The following is an 18402-nucleotide window of genomic DNA, read 5'->3' as shown; positions in this document are numbered from 1 at the left end:
GGCAGATGGCCATTAACCTGGCCATCTGTACGCATCAGGAATAAATCCGGTTCATATGACATGACAGGCCTATCATAAGAAAATCATCTGGATTGGCAAGGCTCAGATTGGTGAGCGTTTCAAATTTCCGCAGCCGTTGGTAGAGCGTATTAATATGGATATTCAGCTCCTTCGCTGTCAGCACGGTTGACTGGCTATTTTTCAGATAAGACTGCAAAGTTGCAATTAAAACGGCCCCTTTATCACCGGTGTTCAATACCGGAGAAAGGACATCGTTAACAAATGTTTTGAGTTCTTCACTGTTATGTTTGGTAAATAATCTTTCAATGCCGGTGTTGCTGAAATTCAGAATGCCGGGCCGCTGACGGGTTTTGAGTACATCCAGAGCGGTTCCTGCCTGCTGATGACTTATCACGATATTTTCTTTGGTTGTGATGGAGCTTAAGCCCACCTGAAAATTGTGCTGAAGATAGTGGTCCTCACCTATTTTCTGTTCCAGCATACTCAGTTTTCCATTTGTCTTTTCTGAATGGAATACCACCACTTCATCATTTTCAACATAGAAGGCTGAATGATTAAGCCCTGTCTTGTCGACCAGATGGTTTTTGATCGTGATAAAGGTCAGGTCATTCAACTCGGTGTTAAATGGCGATAATCTGATGCTCATTATCCAGTTTTTAAAATGAAAACCGTTATCCAGCAGGCTGCGTTCATGTCTGGCAGATAATCCATAGCGGATGACCTCCTGAAAAATAAACGCGATCTTTTTGTGAGCGATAATAACGGCACTGGTTCGCTTCATGATCTCCATCACGACGAAGTCACGAATGCGGGCTGCGATCACAGAATTCAATTCATCAATGTCGTAGCCATTGATAATGATAAAACCCACCAGGAAGTCATCATTAATCAGCGGATAAATAAGACATTCCCCCTCGGTTATCACGTTACTGGTGTTGTCATGCGCTTTATGGAGGTGAGATAGCGTATCCCAGCTATAGTGCTGGCTTCTGGCGTTGAAATAACGGTGACCAAGAATATCGATATAGCTCATGGCTGAGCTCACCCGAGCGGAAAGCTGTTCGATGAACTCATCTAATCTATTGAACTTTGTCGATAAATTTATCATGTCAGCATGGAGGTCCACGCTCACCTTCAACAACCTGTTTTGTTTTTCGAGTTGTGATTTGAGCGTTTCCACTTCACGCAGACTGGCGGCTTTTTCATCGTACAAACGGGCATTGCGCCAGGCTAATGCCACCTGGGAGGCGAAGGTTTCCAGTAAAGAAACTGCCAGCGAGTTAAATACCGAATGCCGTTTCAGGGATAATATCGTCAATGTGCCATAACAGGTTTGTTGATCTAACACCGGGACACATAACAGGGCATTGGCGATCGGGTTGTTTTTCATGATGGTTTCACGAACCGTTGAGTGCTCCGTAAAACTATTTAATATTTCTTCTCTGGAATTAACTAAAATCGATGATCGGCTTTCAAAAGCTTTGCCGGAAATGGATTGTTGTGGTGTAACGGCGTATTCATAATAATTGTTCTCAAACCCCAGCATCGCAACCGGAATCAACAGGTTCTTTTCTTGATCATAGATACGAAAGATCGCCGCATCACTGTGCGGAATGGTTTTAAGGGCGCCCTCAATCACATGCTGTAAAATGACTTCATGCGATAAACCAGAGGCCAAATGCCAGGTATTATCGCTGACTTTTCTGAACATAAAATTCTGATATTTAATCACACCAGAGAGAAAGTAAACTTTGATGTCATTGATTAATGCATGCACATAGCCATTCTCAGACTCGTTATCAATGTTTTTAATGTTTATCTTTAGTGAATCAATATACAGACAGACCGCTTCTATGATGATCTCACGGGGAAGGATTTGATGGCTAAGAATATATGATTCGTTACGCTCATCAATATTTTCGTCAGCATCTTTCAGCGCATCATCATAACGCCGTGCCGAATGGCTGACATTAACCTGCGCCTGCGGATAATAGCGCTGCACAATTGAGGTTATTGCCGATGCATGATCCGGCACGGGAACGCTATGTGTATCTTCATACATAAAATAAACCTTTATGGTGTGTGTTCGAACATAGTTATTTTTCACTTTTTTTGCAAGGGTAGCAAGGCCGAAGAAATGGTATCGCTATCCACTTGAGGGTCATCTATGTCTGGCTTCATTACAGAGAATAAAAATAAAGTCATTATCTTCATATTGTTTTTGTGTTGGGTTGTGGGCTTCATTGATAAAACCGCGATAAACATTGCCATCATTCCGATTAGCGGTGAATTCGGACTGGCCTCTGATGAAACGGGCATGATTATCAGTGGCTTTTTCCTCGCCTACTCAATCACGCAACTGATTGGTGGCTATCTTGTCGATCGGCTGGGTAGCAAAACTATTCTCACCGGTGCGGTAGGTCTCTGGTCCGTCGCCACCGCCTGTACCGGAATGGCGACCGGGATCCTCGGTTTGGTCGTGTCACGTTTCTTTGTCGGGATGGGGGAAGCGGTTTTCCCTTCGGGCAGTTCTGTCGTCATTGCCCAGCAATTTGATAAAAGCAAAATGGCAAGAGCCAAGTCTTTCCTGCAATCCGGTGCATCGGTTGGCTTTGCCGTGGGGTCCGTGGTCGTCACCACGCTGATTGCCTTCTTCAACTGGCGGATGATGTTTTTCGTGCTGGGGATTCTCGGCATGGGTCTGGCACTGGTGCTCTGGCTGGTGCTGCGTTCGTCAGCGGATCACCAGGCAGCGTCCCCGGCTGCCAGCCCGGCGCGGGATAAGATCTCGGAAAAAAGACGCTTGCTGGAAATCGTTACCCGCCCGCTGACATGGCAAATCGCCGCCTGTTATTTCTTCACCAATATCGTGTTCTGGGGGCTGCAATCATGGCTGCCGTCCTACTGGATTAAAGTGAAGGGCATGAGCATGGTCGCAATGGGGGCATGGTCGATGCTGCCACCCACACTGGGTTTTATCTCGTTTCTGGCTTGCGGCTGGTTGTTGGATCGTTTTTTCCAGGGGCGGGAAAAGTTTCTGATTGCGATCGGCTCCTCGGTGTCTGCGCTGTTTATCTGGCTGATGTTTAATGCCTCTTCAGTGCCGATCGCCTTTGCCTGGTTATCCCTTTCCAACATTTTCCTTAACGCGATCAGCATCAGCGTCTTCGTCACCATCATCAAGCAATACCCGAAAGCATCCGTCGGGACTGCGACCGGCCTGATTAACTCTGTGGCGCAGATCGGTTCGTTCCTGTCCCCTCTGGTGATCGGGTATCTGTTAAAGCTGACCAACCAGAATTATTCCACGGCCTTTCTGATGATTATCGCCTGCGCCGTGGTCACCTGCCTGATTGCGCTTTCAATGACCCATTCGAACAGCACGGTACAGAGTGAAACCCGTTCAAATCCATCGCATTAATAAGAGAGGCCCTATGAATTATTCAGCCATTATTCAGGACACGCTGAACCAACAACGTGAAAAGATTATTTCGGTAAGCGACCAGGTGTGGGAATTTGCGGAAGTCCGTTATGAAGAGTCGCAGTCGGCCGCGCTGATTGCGCAAACCCTTGAGGATGCGGGTTTTGAAGTGAAGCGCCAGGCTGGCGGCATTGAAACCGCTTTTGTGGCGACTTTCGGGACCGGCCAGCCGGTTATTGCCTTCCTGGGCGAGTTTGATGCATTGCCTTCCCTCAGCCAGCAGGCAGAATGCAGCTATTTTTCGCCGGTGGTGCCGTCCGGTAACGGGCATGGTTGTGGGCATAATTTGTTAGGCGCGGGAGCCTTAGCGGCAGCCCTGGCCACCAAAGCCTGTATGGAACAAACCGGGCTATCCGGGACGATTAAATTCTTTGGCTGCCCGGCGGAAGAAGGCGGGGGTGGTAAAGCATTTATGGCACGCGCTGGTCTGTTTGAGGGGGTCGATATTGCTTTCACCTGGCACCCCTGGGATGAAAACCTGGCGTATAACGCACGTATGCTGGCGACCAATCAGGTGAAATATCTGTTTAAAGGGAAGAGTACCCATGCGGCCTTTAGCCCGCATTTGGGACGCAGCGCATTGGATGGCGTCGAACTGATGAATGTCGGTGCGAACTTCCTGCGCGAACATATTATTCCCGAAGCGCGACTGCACTACGCTATCACCAATGCCGGTGGCAACGCGCCGAATGTGGTGCAATCTGAGGCGCATGTTCTCTACAAAGTACGCTCCCCCAAAATGCATGAAGTGCGTGATATTACCGAGCGAGTGCATGATATCGCCCGGGGTGCAGCGCTGATGTCAGGCACCCAGGTGACGATTGAATTTGATGCGGCTTCTGCCGATCTCATTCCTAACGTGACGCTGGCTAGCATCATGGACGAAGAACTGAACAAAATCGGGCCGGTGGCCTTTAGCGAGGATGAAAAAGCCTTTGCTGCATCGATCCAGGCAACCTTTTCTGATGAGGAAAAACGCAAGGTTGCGAAAAGAGGACGGGTGTTATCCGAGGATATTACCCCTTTACGCCGCGACCCTGATTTCCTCAATGGCTCCACTGATGTTGGGGATGTTAGCTGGCTGTTGCCGGTCGGGCAGGTTTATATTGCGACCTGCGCATGGGGCACGCCACCGCATTCCTGGCAAATGGTGACACAGGGCAAAACCTCTTACGCACACAAGGGCATGCTGCTGGCGGGCAGCGTGATGGCAGCCTCAGCCGTGCGTGTATTAACCAATCCGGCGATTATTAACCAGGCCAAAGAAGAACATATCTTGCAACTGGAAGGTGAGACATACCATTCATTGCTGCCGCAGGATGCGCAACCCCGTCCATTAAACCGTTAATAGTGCAATTGGGTGGTATCTCGCCACCCCTTTTTAAAATAAAAATGATGAGGCATTAATAATGAAGATGATGAAATATACACTGCTTGCGGTGGCTGTTGTTCTGCCTGCAATCTCTCAGGGAGCAGAAATTTATAATAAAGACGGCAACAAACTGGATCTTTATGGCAGCGTGCGAGCCAGGCATTATTTCAGCGATGATACCAGCGTTGATGGTGATAACAGTTATGTGCGTCTGGGTTTTAAAGGGCAAACAAAAATTAATGATAAGCTCACCGGTTATGGTCAGTGGGAATATAATATTCAGGCCAACCATTCCGAAGCGGAAGGTGATGAGGGCAATAAAACCCGTTACGGATTTGCCGGACTGAAATATGGCCCGTGGGGTAGCATCGATTACGGCAGAAATAACGGCGTGTTATATGATGTTGCCAGCATTACGGACTATGCCCCGATTTTTGACCATCTGACAGACAGTTACACCGATGGTTTTATGACCGGCCGCGCCACCGGGGTGCTGACTTACCGCAATACAAATTTGTTTGGCTTGTCTGATAAGGTCAGCTTTGCCTTGCAGTATCAGGGGAAAAATGGGGCAGGTAGTAATAACAGCGGCCGCACCGTCTATACCTCGAATGGTGAGGGTGCAGGCGCGTCAGTCAGTTATAGTTTCGACTGGGGTGGCACCGTGCTGGCAGCTTATGGCAACTCGCATCGTACAGCGGCGCAGGAAGCCTTAGCATATGGCGAGGGTGATCGGGCCGAAATGTGGGCGCTGGGATTCAAATATAATCCAGGCCAGTTTTATGCTGCGATTAAATATTCTGAGGGCCAGAATATCACGCCTATTAGTGGCTATGGTTTTGCCAACAAAACCCAGAACTTCGAAGTCTATTCACGCTATGTTTTCGAAAGCGGTATCGTCCCCGGCATTGGCTGGTTCCAGTCTCAGGGGAAAGAGATTGAAGGTTATGGCGATGTCTATTTGGCCAAATATCTGGATGTTAACGTCGCGTACTTTTTAAATAAAAACTTTCTTGTCTACACCGACTATAAAATCAACCAGCTTGATAAGAATACCCCGTTCGGGATATCCACCGATGATAGCTTTGGCGTCGGGATGACTTACCAGTTCTAAGGCATATTGCGTAGCGGCACGAAGTATTGTGCGTCTTTTTACAGGGTTTCTGCTGCCAAAACCTGCGCGATAAATCGCGCCGCTACCGATAAGTGCCTTCTCCCAACGCTGCCCGCAGGATTTCAAAGCAACGCATTCACCCAAATCCATACCGGCAGCGTGCCCATCGACAGCAGGGTGGTCAGGCAAATCGCGGAACTGGTTATCTGGCTATCCTGCTGCGAGCGTGAAAACCCGAGAACATTAACGCCGGAAGGATTGGCGGCCATCAGCACCAGCACCCCGCGTGGCATTCCGCTGATATGCAATAGAATCAGCAATAACTATATGATTTAAAACGACATCAACCGGCACCCCTTGCCCCTTGGGGCATGTATGGGACATTCTCTTTAAGCCTCTGGTTGATATACTCAACCTGACTGGCACTGCATTCAGGCATCCACGCTCCATAAACGCTGTAAACCATCTGTGCACTCGCATGCCCCATCTGTGAAGCAATAAACGCGGGATTGGCACCGGCTGATAACAGCCAGCATGCGTAGGTATGGCGTGACTGGTACGCTTTGCGGTATCTTAATCCTGCCCGTTTCATTGCCGGTTCCCATATACTTCGTAATGTTCCTACCGCGTAATGATGCCTGCCAACCCCGCCGGGTGAGACCAGTTGAGGGCAAAAAAGAAAGGTGCAGGGGTGAGTGGTTGTCCGGCCATACTCCCGCAGTCTTACTTCTGTCAGGTGTTGCTTACCCAATCGGGTAAGTTCCGCCTGATCCTTCAGTGCACTCAGTGCCGGACCGACAAGATGTATTACTCTGTCTGTACCTGCATCAGTCTTTGGCAGTGTAAACATCCCTCGCGATGTCAGATTTCGCCTCACCGTTAACGTTCCGGCTTTCAGATCAACGTCTTCCCACGCCAGCGAGACCAGCTCCCCATGCCGGACGCCGGTATAAAACGCAAGCATCCACAAATTTCTTGTCTGGCGGTTCGGGCATGCAGATATAAACCGGCTGAATTCATCCCGGGTCAGCGGGTCCGGCTCTGCTTTAGATTTTTTCAGCGGCCTGATGCTGCTGAACGGGTTAACGTCCAAATAGCCGTTGTCAGCAGCGAACTGGAACATGCCACCTATAGTTGTCATGTAAAAATTGACAGTAGGCACCGTTCTTCCCTTCACCGGCTGCAGGCGGGAATGCGTGATAACCTGAACACCGGTCAGCAGATCTTTCCTGATGAAAAGCAGGTCTTCTTTCGTAACGGCTGAGGCAAGTTTTTTGCCGCCGATACGTGGCACCATATTTCTCACCACGGAGCAGTAACGATGATGTGTGTTGGCGCTGATATCCATTTTTTTCAGGTCCAGCCATTTTTCTGCCAGAGCACTGACGGTGATTTCCTTTTTTTCAACGCCGAACCGCTTCAGGTTTACTGACTGCGGGAACTGAGCCGCATAGTTAAAACTGCCCATCTTTATTGCAAAGCACACCGAGGACCGTAGCTCCCCGGCGACTTTACGGTTTTTGGCCGTATCGGGCACGCAAAGATTTTCCCTGACGCGCTGGCCGTTGTACTGAAACCATATGCGGAGTGATCCGCCATGATTTTCTACGCCTGTCGGATATGTTTCTTTACCCATTGATTCCTCCAGACGTCCAGGAGCCGCTCAAGAATATCGCGTTCATGTCACTCAGTCACTTCTGGCAGCTTCTGTCTTCCAACCCAGGCATCAACAGCTTTTCGGTTATACATGCATTCGCTGGTGGGCTTAGGGGCATCTTCCGGTGATACGTGCTTGTATTCGCGGCCCAGGAGCCATGATTTCTTTCTGGCACGTGCGATTGTTCCTGGCTTTAGGCCAGTAAGTGCAATCAGCAAATCTTCAGTTACCCACTCGTTAGGTTCCAGTTGAATAATGGTTGTCATATTTTTCTCCATACCTGACCTGCTGCAACAGGGAATTAATTACCGTGACATGTCACGGTGTGATTTTTAATTTCATTTCGTGCCAACCAAGGCGGCACCAACACGCATCTTCTTTTCTAAAGCAGCAATCTTGCACAGGCAGCTGATCACCGCACTTACCACACTTTCGTTTACTGATGGATTTAATCAAGCCGCGTGCCCGTGTATCATCCTGGCGAATCAGCAGCGCGATATACTCATTCACTTCATAAGGTTCGCGTCCTGGCCTGCGGGTGGCGCAATTACGCGCCAGCATTTCGAGTTCCTGGTTATCCAGGGTTAATTCAACTTTCCTGCTACCGGCAGCGGCCTGTCTGTCGCGCTGGTCCTTTTTGCGTTCTGCGGGTGACTTAGCCATGACCGAGCACCCACTGATTATTTACATGTACCGCAAGGGGATGGGATGTGTCCGGCAACACTAAATCCTCAACCACTTCCCCGGTTTCAACAAAATAGTAATGGCTGTCAGTGATGTTGTTTATGAAGTGGGCTTCCCGCTCTTTCTCCGGCATCGCATTAAGAATCCGCAATGCTTTCTTGCCTACAGGCCGGTAATCGGGTGTGGCCCCAACGAGTTTTGCAGCAGCATAGTTGTGATGCCCGTCCATCAGGACCGTGTATTGCTTTCCGCGCAGCACAATTGGATACACGGCCACAATGAAGCGCTTAAAGCGTGCAGCCTTGTCTAAGACCTTTGCCTTGTTGATGTAACGCTGGCAACTGATTAAATCCCCCTTAATCATGGCTTGCACCCTCCACGCGCTTAAACTCAATGACCCACACCCACGGGTTAGCCTGCCAGCTTTCCTCTCCGTAGATGGATTCCCACAGCCAGGAGAACACTTCGTGTGCGTCATGACTTGCAGCACCGAAATATTGATCCCCCTGATTTATGCAATACCGGCCAGTGGCAGGTAGCTTAATCAGCCCTTCACGCGCTGCATCATTCTGACTGATCGACTGGAGGCGCTGCACTCCAACATTGGTGATCTCCAGCGTTATGCGAGACGCCCAGCGTGGCATGTGGATGGACGCCAGCGGAAAGGAACGTGCACATCGCTTTCAGGGCTGTAGATGCCTCTGACACCATCCACCACTTCAATATCTAAACGGCGCTTATTGTCAGCTGCATACCAAACGCGGTCGTTAGGATAGTAATTTGCAAAATCGCTACTCCACGTCTCACGCACCCACAGGCGATCACCTTTCAAACCGAAAGGGCAGGCAATGTACATGTCTTCATTGCGCACCATCGTTTTGCCTGCATTAAACGGAATCCAGAAACCCGGCTTGCCGTACTCATCTTCTTTCGGGATAACTTCAGGCTGCTCCCGCATTATCCGTCGCGTCTGCGTCTTGCTGCCGTTCAGAACTGCCCGAACCATGTCGGCGTTGAAAATAATTCCGCGTTCACGCATGGCTGGACTCCTTTCCAATAATTGGCAGTAATGCTGCCTGCTCACGAACGGCTTTGATAGCTTCGTCCGTATACCCCCAAATATTTCCGTCAGTGATGTTGCGGCGTTCTGGTCCAAGGTAGTACGGGTGAATCTGCTCACCTTTGACGATGTAATCGCGCATCATTTCCACGAAATAACGTAACGTTCCGCCATGAGTAAAACCGCGCCATTTATTAGTCCAGGTGGTTTTATGGGTAAAGATCAGTTTCCCGCTGTATTCATCGAGAAACCAAACGCGCCCACGCTGATCAATCAACAATTGCGCTGTTTTGCCGGTGCAATCACTGAAGAAAAAGCGACGACCATGTGCCGCGATGATCTGAATAAGCTGGTTTGCATGTTCAAGACGCTCTTGTTTGGTAGCCATCACTCACCATCCTTAGCTGGCTCTGGCTTGATAAATTGCGCATAAGCCAATACATCAAGGTCAGACTTTTGGTAGTAGTAATCAAAATCAGGGTGAGAGCAGAGGTCATGCCAACCTTCAGGCCAGTACGCATCGCCGTCTGGTGTACACATATCAGAATCACCGAATGATTCATCATCGGGCGCAGGACAGTTGAAGAAGGTCAGGTCAGTAACGTGCAATGATCCATCTTTTAGTCTATGAGTTACCCAGAACCGCTCACTACTGCCTTCAGCGACGGCTGGCGTACCGGAGTGCCAGATAACTTGAGCATCCAGCTTCTGTTGCAGTTCATCGCCACGCACCACTGCAACATCAAGGCGTGTTGAAATATCAGACACCAGCTTTGCTACTTCCATCAGTGGAGAATCAGTGGAGAGGGCATTAGCTAAAGCGTGCCCGGCTTGCACCAGTTCTCTGTTTGTTTTTTGGTTAGTCATGCTGGTGGCCTCAGTGAACGGTTTTACTGGCATTGTTAAGGTGCTCTGCTGCGTTTTGCGCCGCTATAGGGTTTTTAATCACTGCGCCGTCAGGCAAAAGCCAACCGTGAAACAGGCCGCTATAGGGAAGGGTGATCATCCCGACGATGATTTGATCGTGTGGATGCTGCATATCAGTATTCCCCTGGGTAGTAGATATCGTCGGCTTCGTCATCGAGCACCAGCAAGCTATCGCCGTAATACAGTGCTCCTACCAGTCTTTCGAATTGGGACCGGAACTGGACCGCTCTCTTGCCCAGCGTATCGCTATATTCCAGTTTGCCGGTATATAGCGAATAGACTTCGTGTCCGTCCTGCATGAGCGGTTCTGCATCGCGATCGCGGCTTGCCTTGACGAGGCTAAAGCCGAGGTGGGTATCGCACTCAAAATATTCCGTTTTAGTGCGACGATGGGAATAGCGACCTGGTTCCTCTGCTGGCTCCTTGCACAGGCCAATCTGGAAATATTTGCCGTATTCGCTGTCGGTTTTGACGATGACCTCCGGCCGCCCCCATTGTTCGTGCGCAGCTTCTTCCTGGTGTTCTTCAATGAACGCAGCCCAAAGGTCAGATGCTTTGATGAACTTAGGCACTTTATCCTGTTCAATGAAATCCTTAACCAGCTGTTGCATATGGCTCACAGTGCGTTCACTGACGGCGTTCGCGTTCCATTCATCCTGAAGAGATCGGGCCAACAGCAGGTTGTATCGCGACAGATCAGCCATTTCGCTGATGTTGCCTGGTAACGCTTCTTCCAGAGCCTTTTTTACTGCATCTGGGAATTTGCCCCAGCGGAAAACATCTTTAATGGCGTCTTCGTATAACTTACGCACATGGCTGTGGACCATTTCACCGAATTCGTCTGAAGCTTCGAAGGCGCGGCAATGGTCATTAATAGACTTAGCCAGGCTGGCAGACATATTGGTTTCGTTGCTCATATCTTTCTCCATACCGATTTTTAGTTGCACGAATCCCTTGCCATTGATGGCAATAAAACAAAAAGGGATTCACTCAAATTGGCTGACAGGTACTGCAACACCTGCCGCCGTAATTCTCCATGCCTGAAAGGATGTGTGGTGCCGGGTGCCTCCCGGTGCCCTGATTAAGCTGACAAACCACAGGGCGGTGACTTTTAGACTTGACGCATCGCACGATAACGATGATTGTCAGTTTTACCGCGTGCGCTGGCCGCATTCACCACAACGGTAAGAGCACTGTCAGGACGCTTCAGGCGCTATACCCGCCATCGGCCAATGCTCTAACCTGTTGTGTGCCACACTTCGCAGTGGCCGCGCCGGTCACCCGGTCCGTTCGTCATTTGAGCTACTTACGCGTTAACCGGGCGCTAACCGGCTACTCAGTGATGCCTTCGCCTCCTCTCCCTCACTACGCCGCCGTGGGAGCATCCGCTTTGCTACTGCATGATCATCACCTCTCTTTATGCCACCAGAACAGCTGATGAATTGATTAAACTATATGTTTATAATTGAGTCAACATTGTGTTGATAAATATTTTGTTTACTTTGCGGTGGGGATGCTAACTTTTTTAAAAAAGGCACAAAAAAACCGGCGCGAGGCCGGTTATGTGAAAGGGGGCGGGATTACTCTTTTTCTACATCATCAGCAGAGATAAAACGGGTTGCTTTGATGATTCCAGAAACAAAATGCACTTTATCAACCTGCTTCACCGGTAAAGTGAATGGCTTATGATCATTGTTGATACTGGTGAACTGATAGTCACCAGCTCTATTGTAATTCAGTATCTTAATCATGTTGTGTCCGTCAGCCGTTCTGATGAACACTTCATCGCCAGGATGAACTTTTGTATTTGGTTCGATAACTACGAATTCACCTGACTGAATACGTGGCCACATGCTATCACCACGAACTCTTACACCATAAGCCTCACGGTCATCGCTATAGATTCTTAACCAGCCCGCGTGAAACTCCATCATATCAATAAGCCCATCCATGCCCAGAACAGCGTCACCTTTAACAGGTATTAAACCATTCATTATATTGCCGACAACCTCGACATCATGTGTCAAATTCTGCTGATTTGTCTCGTAGGGCTGATCACTTTCTCCAAGTATCCATGACAGGTTCAACCCCTTATCTGTGGCAATTTTCTTAGCTGAGTCTTTACCTATTTCACCACGTTTGAACCAGCCGTTTACAGCCTGCGGGGAAACTTCCGCAATTCTTGCAAGGTCAGCTTTGGTTAAACCAGTGAGTCTAAGTAGCTCATCAAGCCTTTCTGTCTTGCTCATAGATGGTTTCGCACTGTTCATTTTCATAAGTTCATTGTAAACGTTATGTTTACACATGGGAATAAACCTTAAGTTGACTAGCGTATAAACTTATTGTTTAATCTGTGTGTCGAATATAAACCGGAGATGGACAATGGAAGCATTGAATAAAGCGATTAAGGCGGCAGGCTCCGCACGCGCTTTGGCTATAAAACTCGGCGTTTCCCCAATGACTGTTAGTTACTGGCAAAACCGCTCATCAGGTGTTGTACCAGCTGAGCGCGTTATCAGTATCTTCCAGATAACTGGCGTTACACCTCATGAACTCAGACCAGATATCTACCCAAGCCCATCTGATGGTGTGGCTGATGTTAAACAACTCTGACTAACCCTGTAACTACCAAAGGAAAACCGAAATGGTAGACACACTCAAAACAGCAATCCGCTTGATGTGCAAGGCACACCCCGCTGGCCGTTTGGGCATGGCTTACGACTTAGGCATGACCATTGACCAGTTCCACAACCACCTTTACCGCAAATGCCAGAGCCGTTTTTTCACGGTAGATGAGCTGATGAAGATGGAAGACCTGTCCGGCACTAACTACCTGGCTGAACACTTCGCGTCGCGCCGTAGGCTGACGCTGGTGGACATTCCCTCAATGCAGAACGTCGATAAGGTCGATCTGTTTGATATCGAACTTAAGACCGACGCGGCTGATGGTGAGTTGGCAAGCGCAAAACTTGCCGCTGTGTCTGATGGGGTGATTGACAGCCATGAGCATAAAAACCTGTCCGAACTGTTTCACAAGAAAATCCGCCATCAGATTCATGGCTTTATGGGCTTTCTCGCACTGTATGGAGTTGGGGTAAGCGATCACTCTGTAGATATGTTTGTTGCCAGCAACCGCAAAGCTGATGTAGCGGGAATGCATTTTGAAGCGCCGGAGGCGTGATGGACATTTTAAGAATGGCAGAAAGGTTGACGCCCAAGATTGCAGTCCTGGGCGTCGATTTGCGAGTAAATCATCCGGCATGGAGAAGTAATCGCATGGTCATTGTAAGCCAGAAAAAACCAACAAAGCAATTTCGCTGCCGTCTGGTAGCTGGCGCGCTGAGGTATGAACAAATCATAACCGGAGCTGATGGAGTGAACAACTACCAGGAAGTAAGTGCAATGGTAGTCAAAGCCGCATGGCAGGAGTTCTATCACCGCCCTGAGCATTGCGGGGTGAACTGATGGAAACCGAAATCATTAAGCAATGGGTTGAGCATTACAAAGACCCTCGCGGTGTGGTTGTTGAAACAATTGGCGTTGATGTAGTCAATCACCGCGTTTTGTTCAAACGACCCGGTTATGAACATCCCTGCATGCAGCCCCGCGAGTTATGGGGAAAGAAGTTCAGGAAGGTAGCGCCATGAGTTTACTGCTAAAGGTCAAACCGCTGGTGGTTAGTCCAGAGCTTGCAACCCGCATTGGTCTTCCTGAAGCAATCGTGCTTCAGCAGATTTGCTACTGGCTGGAAGAAACGCCATCAGGCATCGAAAAAGACGGTAAAAAGTGGGTTTATAACACGCATGAGCAGTGGGGGGAGCAATTCCCATTCTGGTCAACTGACACCGTGAAGCGTGCATTAAATAGCCTGAAAAAGCTGGGTCTTATCTACGTCGAGCAACTGAATAAATCGAAGCATGATCGCACCAATTTCTATGCGATTAACTACGAAAGCCCGCTGCTTACCGATGAGTGCAAATTGCCCTCATCGAATAGTGCAAATTCACCCTCATCGATGGGGGATAAGTTGCCCTCATCGAACAGGGCAAATACACCCTCATCGATGGGGGGCAAATTGCCCTCATCTCTTACAGAGAATACAACAGAGAATACTACAGAGATTACAGGTAAAGACTCTTGTCAGGTTGCTGCGCAACCCGACCGGGAAGTTGTGATTACCGATCTTGCTAAACAGGTTTTAACTCACCTGAACCAAACCACCGGCTCAAAGTTCCAGGTCAGTCGTTCGTCACTGGAGAATATCCGCGCCCGTCTTGCTGAGGGTTACGAACCCGATGAGCTGAAACTGGTTGTTGATTACAAAAACGAACACTGGCGCGATACCGATCAGGCTCAGTACCTGCGACCGGCAACGCTGTTCATCCCGAAAAACTTCCCTGGTTATCTCCAGTCGGCAACGAAGTGGGACAAATCAGGCCGCCCGCCATGTGTGAATGGCAAATGGCAGCGTGATGTTAACCAGACCGCAAGTGTTGATTACGCGCATCCAGATGGCTGGCGGGGGGCATGATGAACACTGAAACCTTAATCCTGATGCACCTGCTCAACCACCAGGGGAACACCCCGTCACAGATTGCTGAAGCTATCGGCAGAGCAACAACAACCGTCAGTGTGGCGTTATCGAAAATGATTGGTGCTGGCGACGTGTGGCGCGATGAATATTTCCGTTACTTCAGTGCCGTTCCTGATGCTGAAGAGGATCAGAAGTTCGTAGAGCTGAGCGACAAAGCATACAGCCTACAGGACAAAAGCTGGTGGAATCGCGCCGCAAATGTCTGGCTGCTGGCCTTTGATGCCACTAAGAATCCGGGCCTGCGTGAAAAGGCAAAATCGCGTCGTAAGGAATGCATTGAAATGGCGAACTGGATAAGACCGAAGCCTGAGCCTGATTACCCGGAAAGACGGAGTAAGCACCCATGAAAGCAGCCATACAGCGCCACTACCGGCGCAACGAAGATTTCTACCGTGGAACCCGCTTTGCGGTCCTGATGATAACCGTTCTGATTTTCGCCCTGGCATGGGAGCTGACACACAAATGAGTAATTTACTTCAGGTTTATAAAAACAAAGACGACAACGAAACAAACATCACTGTCCGCAAAACTTACCTGCTGGGCGTGGACGAACTCTACATTGAGCCGGGTTACAACGTTCGCGATATTAACCAGGAGCAGGTTGAAGCGTTACGCGATGCGTTTATCGCTGGTGAGTATGTCCCGCCTGTTGCCGTTCAGGTGACAAATGAGGGCGTGAAGATAATCGACGGTCATCACCGCTGGCATGGCGCGAAGCTGGCACAGGCAGCGGGTCATGACATCCGACTGGAGTGCAAAGACTTTGTAGGCAGTGAAGCCGACCGCATCGCCTTCATGGTCACAAGCAGCCAGGGCAGGGCACTGGAACCGCTGGAACGTGCCGCCGCGTACCAGCGCATGATCAATCAGGGGTGGGAACCGGCAGAAATTGCGAAGAAGGTAAAGCGCTCATTGGCAGATGTTGATCATCATCTCCAGTTACTGACGATGGGTGACGGCCTGAAGGAGATGGTCAAAACCGGCGAAGTTGCCGCGACGACCGCTGTAGCAATGGTCCGGGAGCATGGAACCAAAGCCGAGACGGTAGCCAAAACCCAACTGGAGAAAGCCAAAGCCAGCGGGAAGAAGAAACTGACCCGTTCCGCAGCTATGCCGCAATTCAGCGCCACCCGCGCCCGTCGCCTAGTTGAGCTTATGAGCAAAGCTGACTTTTCCAGCGATGCGTTTGGCGATGGTCATTGGTATGGCTTCGATGATGAAACCATTGATGAGGTGCAAAACATCCTCACTGAATACCGCGCGGCAACTGAGCTTAACGGGGAGGCTGCGTAATGCCTTACCAACTCAACTACGCCGATCCTCCGTGGCCCTACAACAACAGCATCAGCAATGGTGCTGCCACTGATCACTATCAGACCATGTCTATGGCTGACCTTAAGCGCCTGCCCGTGTGGGGGCTGGGGGCTGAAAACTCAGTTCTGGCTATGTGGTACACCGGCACCCACAACCAGGAAGCGCGAGACTTGGCTGAATCATGGGGATATCGCGTCCGAACCATGAAGGGGTTCACCTGGGTGAAGCTGAATCAACTGGCCGAGAAACGCTTTAACCGTGCGCTGGTGGATCAGACCATTCACGACTTTACCGACCTTCTGGACATGCTCAACGCAGAAACCCGCATGAACGGTGGCAACCATACCCGCAGTAACACCGAGGACGTTCTGATTGCCACACGCGGTACTGGCCTGCCACGCGCCAGCGCATCGGTTAAGCAGGTTGTGTATTCATGCCTGGGCGAACATAGCGCGAAGCCGTGGGAAGTGCGCAACCGCCTGGAGCAACTTTATGGTGACGTGTCACGCATTGAATTATTCGCGCGTACCGCCGCCGAGGGCTGGCATTGCTGGGGCAATCAGTGTGACAGCAATGTACAACTGGTCATAGGAAGCGCTAACTATACGGAATAATAGATAACTACAAAAGCCGCCTCCCGTGATTATTGCTTCACGGGAGAAGACTATTGTCAACCCGCCAACTTTGACAGTACACAATCAGTAATGATTATTTAATATTGGGATATGAAATGTTGTAGATTAGACGCAACTTCATGTCTCAGAGAGAACTTTTGGAATTATCGGTTTACGAATTAACTCAAGGTGGAGTGATTTTATGGGCATGTCAGAGGAAAAGTACAATACGATGCGTCGCATGAAAAACGGTGCAGAATACAATTTGCGTGGCGATAAAGTTGTAGGAGTAGAAGTAAGAAAAGGCCCCAGATACGATAAACGGAAAGTAGTTAATTGTCGTAGCCTGCCACCACTAATTCGTGAAGGTTTGATTGATTTTGAACGTTACCCCAGTGACATGTCACGCTATTACAGAGTTCGACTTACCGATGAAGGAGAAAAAGTCCTGGAGTATGGAGTGTGAAGTTACGTATATATGATTAAGTTGTTTTAGATGATTGTAACTTGAGAAAAATCAAATAGTTGTCAATTAGCGCCTTCAGGCGCTTTTTCTGTTCTATCAATTCGTATAGTAAATGTTCTCTCCAGATATTCAGGAAAACATGTAGTAGTTTGTCAGGTTGTGCAATTGGCGCAACTGGGGATGTTATTAATTTTCATAGGCGCTATGATGGATTTGCTGGCGGGCGTTTGCAGATTCCCCCGGCAAAGGTTGGTCCCGTTCAATTGCAGTTGATGGGGCGGGACCGGATAACAACGAAAAGGCATGGAGTAGTTAGCATGAATCAACTTTTAGTGATTGATGGTGTTTCTGTTCGTCAGGATAACGAAGGCCGCTATTGCCTTAATGATTTGCATAAGGCTGCTGGTGGTGAACGTCGAAATGATCCGCACGACTGGATGCGTCTGAAGCAAACTAAAGACCTTGTTGAATTATTGAGCGATACGGGAATCCCCGTAACGGTCATCAAGGGAGGAAAAAACCAGGGTACTTTCGTTAGCAAGGAGTTGGTGTATTCCTTCGCTATGTGGATCAGCCCTGAGTTTAGTTTGAAAGTCATCCGCACTTATGATGCTATAGCGAACCAGCAAAAACCGGTCTCAATGCCTGATGAAGTTCAGGCCAGCATTCTCCTCCTTGAGTCAGCTTCAAAGCTGCTGAATTTCTCCAACTCATCAAAACTCGGCGCTTATCAGAAGATTCAACAGTATTACGGTATCCCTAATATGATGCCGGTATATGCCATTGACGCTCCAGCCGATGCAGCAAATGGATCAAGCCGCGCAAGTTTCTCACTAACCTCATCACTGAAAACTCATGGCATTAAGTTAACGGCAAGCCAGGCATACAAACTGCTGGAAAAGGTCGGTGTTGTTGAGCAAAAGGTAAGGGTTAGCCGATCAGCGCCTGGTGGCGTTAAAAACTTCTGGTCACTCACTGCCAAAGGGTGCATGTACGGGAAAAACGTAACCAGCCCGGCGAATCCCCGCGAAACTCAGCCACACTTTTTCGAGTCGCGTTTCCCGGAGCTTCTTCGCCTGCTTGAAACCGTGCATTGAG

Annotated in this window: 25 protein-coding genes and 1 pseudogene; 14 read left to right on the top strand and 12 right to left on the bottom strand. The window is 49.3% G+C overall.

Annotated elements, in window-relative coordinates; translation table 11 throughout:
* Positions 1-34: 34 nt before the first annotated feature.
* Entirely contained in the window at positions 35-2083 is a 2049-nt protein-coding gene (locus tag PW844_RS17410; RefSeq protein ID WP_299454407.1) for a helix-turn-helix domain-containing protein, read from the bottom strand.
* 105 nt (positions 2084-2188) lie between these two features.
* Here PW844_RS17410 and PW844_RS17405 point away from each other — a divergent pair, with 105 nt between their 5' ends.
* The 3 genes from PW844_RS17405 to PW844_RS17395 all read left to right on the top strand — a co-directional run bounded on the left by PW844_RS17405 (position 2189) and on the right by PW844_RS17395 (position 5988).
* Positions 2189-3442, top strand: coding sequence for an MFS transporter (locus tag PW844_RS17405; RefSeq protein WP_299454404.1), 1254 nt, complete (start codon positions 2189-2191; stop codon positions 3440-3442).
* A gap of 13 nt (positions 3443-3455) precedes the next feature.
* Positions 3456-4850: a M20 family metallopeptidase gene (locus tag PW844_RS17400; RefSeq protein ID WP_299454402.1), complete on the top strand. Its 1395-nt coding sequence runs from the start codon at positions 3456-3458 to the stop codon at positions 4848-4850.
* Positions 4851-4920: 70 nt separating this feature from the next.
* Entirely contained in the window at positions 4921-5988 is a 1068-nt protein-coding gene (locus PW844_RS17395; protein ID WP_299454617.1) for a porin, read from the top strand.
* 122 nt (positions 5989-6110) lie between these two features.
* Here the strand turns inward: PW844_RS17395 and PW844_RS17390 are convergent, their stop codons facing one another.
* The 11 genes and pseudogenes from PW844_RS17390 to PW844_RS17340 form a co-directional block, all read right to left on the bottom strand.
* Positions 6111-6308 (bottom strand): hypothetical protein, encoded by a 198-nt coding sequence (locus PW844_RS17390; RefSeq protein ID WP_299454399.1) that lies wholly within the window; start codon positions 6306-6308, stop codon positions 6111-6113.
* Positions 6309-6331: 23 nt separating this feature from the next.
* The gene (locus tag PW844_RS17385) at positions 6332-7624 is read right to left on the bottom strand and encodes a site-specific integrase (RefSeq protein WP_299454397.1); all 1293 of its coding nucleotides are present in this window, start codon (positions 7622-7624) and stop codon (positions 6332-6334) included.
* A 47-nt stretch (positions 7625-7671) separates the two neighbouring features.
* Complete coding sequence (locus tag PW844_RS17380) at positions 7672-7911, bottom strand: excisionase family protein (protein WP_299454395.1); 240 nt, start codon at positions 7909-7911, stop codon at positions 7672-7674.
* Between the two features lie 52 nt (positions 7912-7963).
* A complete protein-coding gene (locus tag PW844_RS17375; RefSeq protein ID WP_299454392.1) occupies positions 7964-8308 on the bottom strand; it encodes a hypothetical protein in 345 nt (114 codons plus the stop codon).
* A complete protein-coding gene (locus PW844_RS17370) occupies positions 8301-8693 on the bottom strand; it encodes a chromosome partitioning protein ParB (RefSeq protein ID WP_299454389.1) in 393 nt (130 codons plus the stop codon). Before PW844_RS17370 ends, PW844_RS17375 begins: the two co-directional genes overlap by 8 nt.
* Positions 8686-9368, bottom strand: a pseudogene (locus PW844_RS17365) (hypothetical protein). Before PW844_RS17365 ends, PW844_RS17370 begins: the two are co-directional and overlap by 8 nt.
* Positions 9361-9777 carry a hypothetical protein gene (locus tag PW844_RS17360; protein ID WP_299454386.1) on the bottom strand — a complete coding sequence of 139 codons (417 nt, stop codon included), beginning with the start codon at positions 9775-9777 and terminating at the stop codon, positions 9361-9363. The pseudogene PW844_RS17365 and the gene PW844_RS17360 overlap by 8 nt, the downstream one beginning before the upstream one ends.
* On the bottom strand, positions 9777-10256 hold the full coding sequence (locus PW844_RS17355) for a hypothetical protein (RefSeq protein WP_299454384.1): 480 nt from the start codon (positions 10254-10256) through the stop codon (positions 9777-9779). The genes PW844_RS17360 and PW844_RS17355 overlap by 1 nt, the downstream gene beginning before the upstream one ends.
* A 10-nt stretch (positions 10257-10266) precedes the next feature.
* Positions 10267-10428 (bottom strand): DUF1317 family protein, encoded by a 162-nt coding sequence (locus tag PW844_RS17350; protein WP_299454381.1) that lies wholly within the window; start codon positions 10426-10428, stop codon positions 10267-10269.
* Between the two features lies 1 nt (position 10429).
* Positions 10430-11233: a hypothetical protein gene (locus PW844_RS17345; RefSeq protein WP_299454378.1), complete on the bottom strand. Its 804-nt coding sequence runs from the start codon at positions 11231-11233 to the stop codon at positions 10430-10432.
* Positions 11234-11896: 663 nt separating this feature from the next.
* A complete protein-coding gene (locus PW844_RS17340; protein ID WP_299454375.1) occupies positions 11897-12565 on the bottom strand; it encodes an XRE family transcriptional regulator in 669 nt (222 codons plus the stop codon).
* A 133-nt stretch (positions 12566-12698) separates the two neighbouring features.
* Between PW844_RS17340 and PW844_RS17335 the strand changes: the two genes are divergently transcribed.
* The 11 genes from PW844_RS17335 (at position 12699) to PW844_RS17285 (ending at position 18401) form a co-directional block, all read left to right on the top strand.
* Positions 12699-12929, top strand: coding sequence for a YdaS family helix-turn-helix protein (locus PW844_RS17335; protein WP_299454373.1), 231 nt, complete (start codon positions 12699-12701; stop codon positions 12927-12929).
* A 31-nt stretch (positions 12930-12960) separates the two neighbouring features.
* Positions 12961-13497, top strand: coding sequence for a YmfL family putative regulatory protein (locus PW844_RS17330; protein WP_299454371.1), 537 nt, complete (start codon positions 12961-12963; stop codon positions 13495-13497).
* The gene (locus PW844_RS17325; RefSeq protein ID WP_299454369.1) at positions 13497-13781 is read left to right on the top strand and encodes a hypothetical protein; all 285 of its coding nucleotides are present in this window, start codon (positions 13497-13499) and stop codon (positions 13779-13781) included. The genes PW844_RS17330 and PW844_RS17325 overlap by 1 nt, the downstream gene beginning before the upstream one ends.
* Positions 13781-13963, top strand: a complete 183-nt coding sequence (locus tag PW844_RS17320; RefSeq protein ID WP_299454366.1) for a DUF4222 domain-containing protein — start codon at positions 13781-13783, stop codon at positions 13961-13963. The genes PW844_RS17325 and PW844_RS17320 overlap by 1 nt, the downstream gene beginning before the upstream one ends.
* Positions 13960-14847: a conserved phage C-terminal domain-containing protein gene (locus PW844_RS17315; protein ID WP_299454363.1), complete on the top strand. Its 888-nt coding sequence runs from the start codon at positions 13960-13962 to the stop codon at positions 14845-14847. The genes PW844_RS17320 and PW844_RS17315 overlap by 4 nt, the downstream gene beginning before the upstream one ends.
* The gene (locus PW844_RS17310) at positions 14844-15257 is read left to right on the top strand and encodes a MarR family winged helix-turn-helix transcriptional regulator (protein WP_299454360.1); all 414 of its coding nucleotides are present in this window, start codon (positions 14844-14846) and stop codon (positions 15255-15257) included. Before PW844_RS17315 ends, PW844_RS17310 begins: the two co-directional genes overlap by 4 nt.
* Positions 15254-15376, top strand: coding sequence for a hypothetical protein (locus PW844_RS17305; protein ID WP_299454357.1), 123 nt, complete (start codon positions 15254-15256; stop codon positions 15374-15376). Before PW844_RS17310 ends, PW844_RS17305 begins: the two co-directional genes overlap by 4 nt.
* On the top strand, positions 15373-16203 hold the full coding sequence (locus PW844_RS17300; RefSeq protein ID WP_299454354.1) for a ParB N-terminal domain-containing protein: 831 nt from the start codon (positions 15373-15375) through the stop codon (positions 16201-16203). Before PW844_RS17305 ends, PW844_RS17300 begins: the two co-directional genes overlap by 4 nt.
* On the top strand, positions 16203-16838 hold the full coding sequence (locus PW844_RS17295) for an MT-A70 family methyltransferase (RefSeq protein WP_299454351.1): 636 nt from the start codon (positions 16203-16205) through the stop codon (positions 16836-16838). The genes PW844_RS17300 and PW844_RS17295 overlap by 1 nt, the downstream gene beginning before the upstream one ends.
* A gap of 202 nt (positions 16839-17040) precedes the next feature.
* Positions 17041-17304 (top strand): hypothetical protein, encoded by a 264-nt coding sequence (locus PW844_RS17290; protein ID WP_299454348.1) that lies wholly within the window; start codon positions 17041-17043, stop codon positions 17302-17304.
* A 317-nt stretch (positions 17305-17621) separates the two neighbouring features.
* Positions 17622-18401, top strand: a complete 780-nt coding sequence (locus PW844_RS17285; protein WP_299454346.1) for a KilA-N domain-containing protein — start codon at positions 17622-17624, stop codon at positions 18399-18401.
* Position 18402 lies beyond the last annotated feature (1 nt).

This window comes from Pantoea sp. (assembly GCF_028283705.1).
Taxonomy (GTDB): Bacteria; Pseudomonadota; Gammaproteobacteria; order Enterobacterales; family Enterobacteriaceae; genus Pantoea.
This window is presented reverse-complemented; position numbering and strand designations above follow the sequence as displayed.

Coding starts and splice junctions, on each gene's coding strand:
- PW844_RS17410 (WP_299454407.1), bottom strand. CDS start 2,083: ATGTATGAAGATACACATAGCGTTCCCGTGCCGGATCATGCATCGGCA.
- PW844_RS17405 (WP_299454404.1), top strand. CDS start 2,189: ATGTCTGGCTTCATTACAGAGAATAAAAATAAAGTCATTATCTTCATA.
- PW844_RS17400 (WP_299454402.1), top strand. CDS start 3,456: ATGAATTATTCAGCCATTATTCAGGACACGCTGAACCAACAACGTGAA.
- PW844_RS17395 (WP_299454617.1), top strand. CDS start 4,921: ATGAAATATACACTGCTTGCGGTGGCTGTTGTTCTGCCTGCAATCTCT.
- PW844_RS17385 (WP_299454397.1), bottom strand. CDS start 7,624: ATGGGTAAAGAAACATATCCGACAGGCGTAGAAAATCATGGCGGATCA.
- PW844_RS17380 (WP_299454395.1), bottom strand. CDS start 7,911: ATGACAACCATTATTCAACTGGAACCTAACGAGTGGGTAACTGAAGAT.
- PW844_RS17375 (WP_299454392.1), bottom strand. CDS start 8,308: ATGGCTAAGTCACCCGCAGAACGCAAAAAGGACCAGCGCGACAGACAG.
- PW844_RS17370 (WP_299454389.1), bottom strand. CDS start 8,693: ATGATTAAGGGGGATTTAATCAGTTGCCAGCGTTACATCAACAAGGCA.
- PW844_RS17360 (WP_299454386.1), bottom strand. CDS start 9,777: ATGGCTACCAAACAAGAGCGTCTTGAACATGCAAACCAGCTTATTCAG.
- PW844_RS17355 (WP_299454384.1), bottom strand. CDS start 10,256: ATGACTAACCAAAAAACAAACAGAGAACTGGTGCAAGCCGGGCACGCT.
- PW844_RS17350 (WP_299454381.1), bottom strand. CDS start 10,428: ATGCAGCATCCACACGATCAAATCATCGTCGGGATGATCACCCTTCCC.
- PW844_RS17345 (WP_299454378.1), bottom strand. CDS start 11,233: ATGAGCAACGAAACCAATATGTCTGCCAGCCTGGCTAAGTCTATTAAT.
- PW844_RS17340 (WP_299454375.1), bottom strand. CDS start 12,565: ATGAGCAAGACAGAAAGGCTTGATGAGCTACTTAGACTCACTGGTTTA.
- PW844_RS17335 (WP_299454373.1), top strand. CDS start 12,699: ATGGAAGCATTGAATAAAGCGATTAAGGCGGCAGGCTCCGCACGCGCT.
- PW844_RS17330 (WP_299454371.1), top strand. CDS start 12,961: ATGGTAGACACACTCAAAACAGCAATCCGCTTGATGTGCAAGGCACAC.
- PW844_RS17325 (WP_299454369.1), top strand. CDS start 13,497: ATGGACATTTTAAGAATGGCAGAAAGGTTGACGCCCAAGATTGCAGTC.
- PW844_RS17320 (WP_299454366.1), top strand. CDS start 13,781: ATGGAAACCGAAATCATTAAGCAATGGGTTGAGCATTACAAAGACCCT.
- PW844_RS17315 (WP_299454363.1), top strand. CDS start 13,960: ATGAGTTTACTGCTAAAGGTCAAACCGCTGGTGGTTAGTCCAGAGCTT.
- PW844_RS17310 (WP_299454360.1), top strand. CDS start 14,844: ATGATGAACACTGAAACCTTAATCCTGATGCACCTGCTCAACCACCAG.
- PW844_RS17305 (WP_299454357.1), top strand. CDS start 15,254: ATGAAAGCAGCCATACAGCGCCACTACCGGCGCAACGAAGATTTCTAC.
- PW844_RS17300 (WP_299454354.1), top strand. CDS start 15,373: ATGAGTAATTTACTTCAGGTTTATAAAAACAAAGACGACAACGAAACA.
- PW844_RS17295 (WP_299454351.1), top strand. CDS start 16,203: ATGCCTTACCAACTCAACTACGCCGATCCTCCGTGGCCCTACAACAAC.
- PW844_RS17290 (WP_299454348.1), top strand. CDS start 17,041: ATGGGCATGTCAGAGGAAAAGTACAATACGATGCGTCGCATGAAAAAC.
- PW844_RS17285 (WP_299454346.1), top strand. CDS start 17,622: ATGAATCAACTTTTAGTGATTGATGGTGTTTCTGTTCGTCAGGATAAC.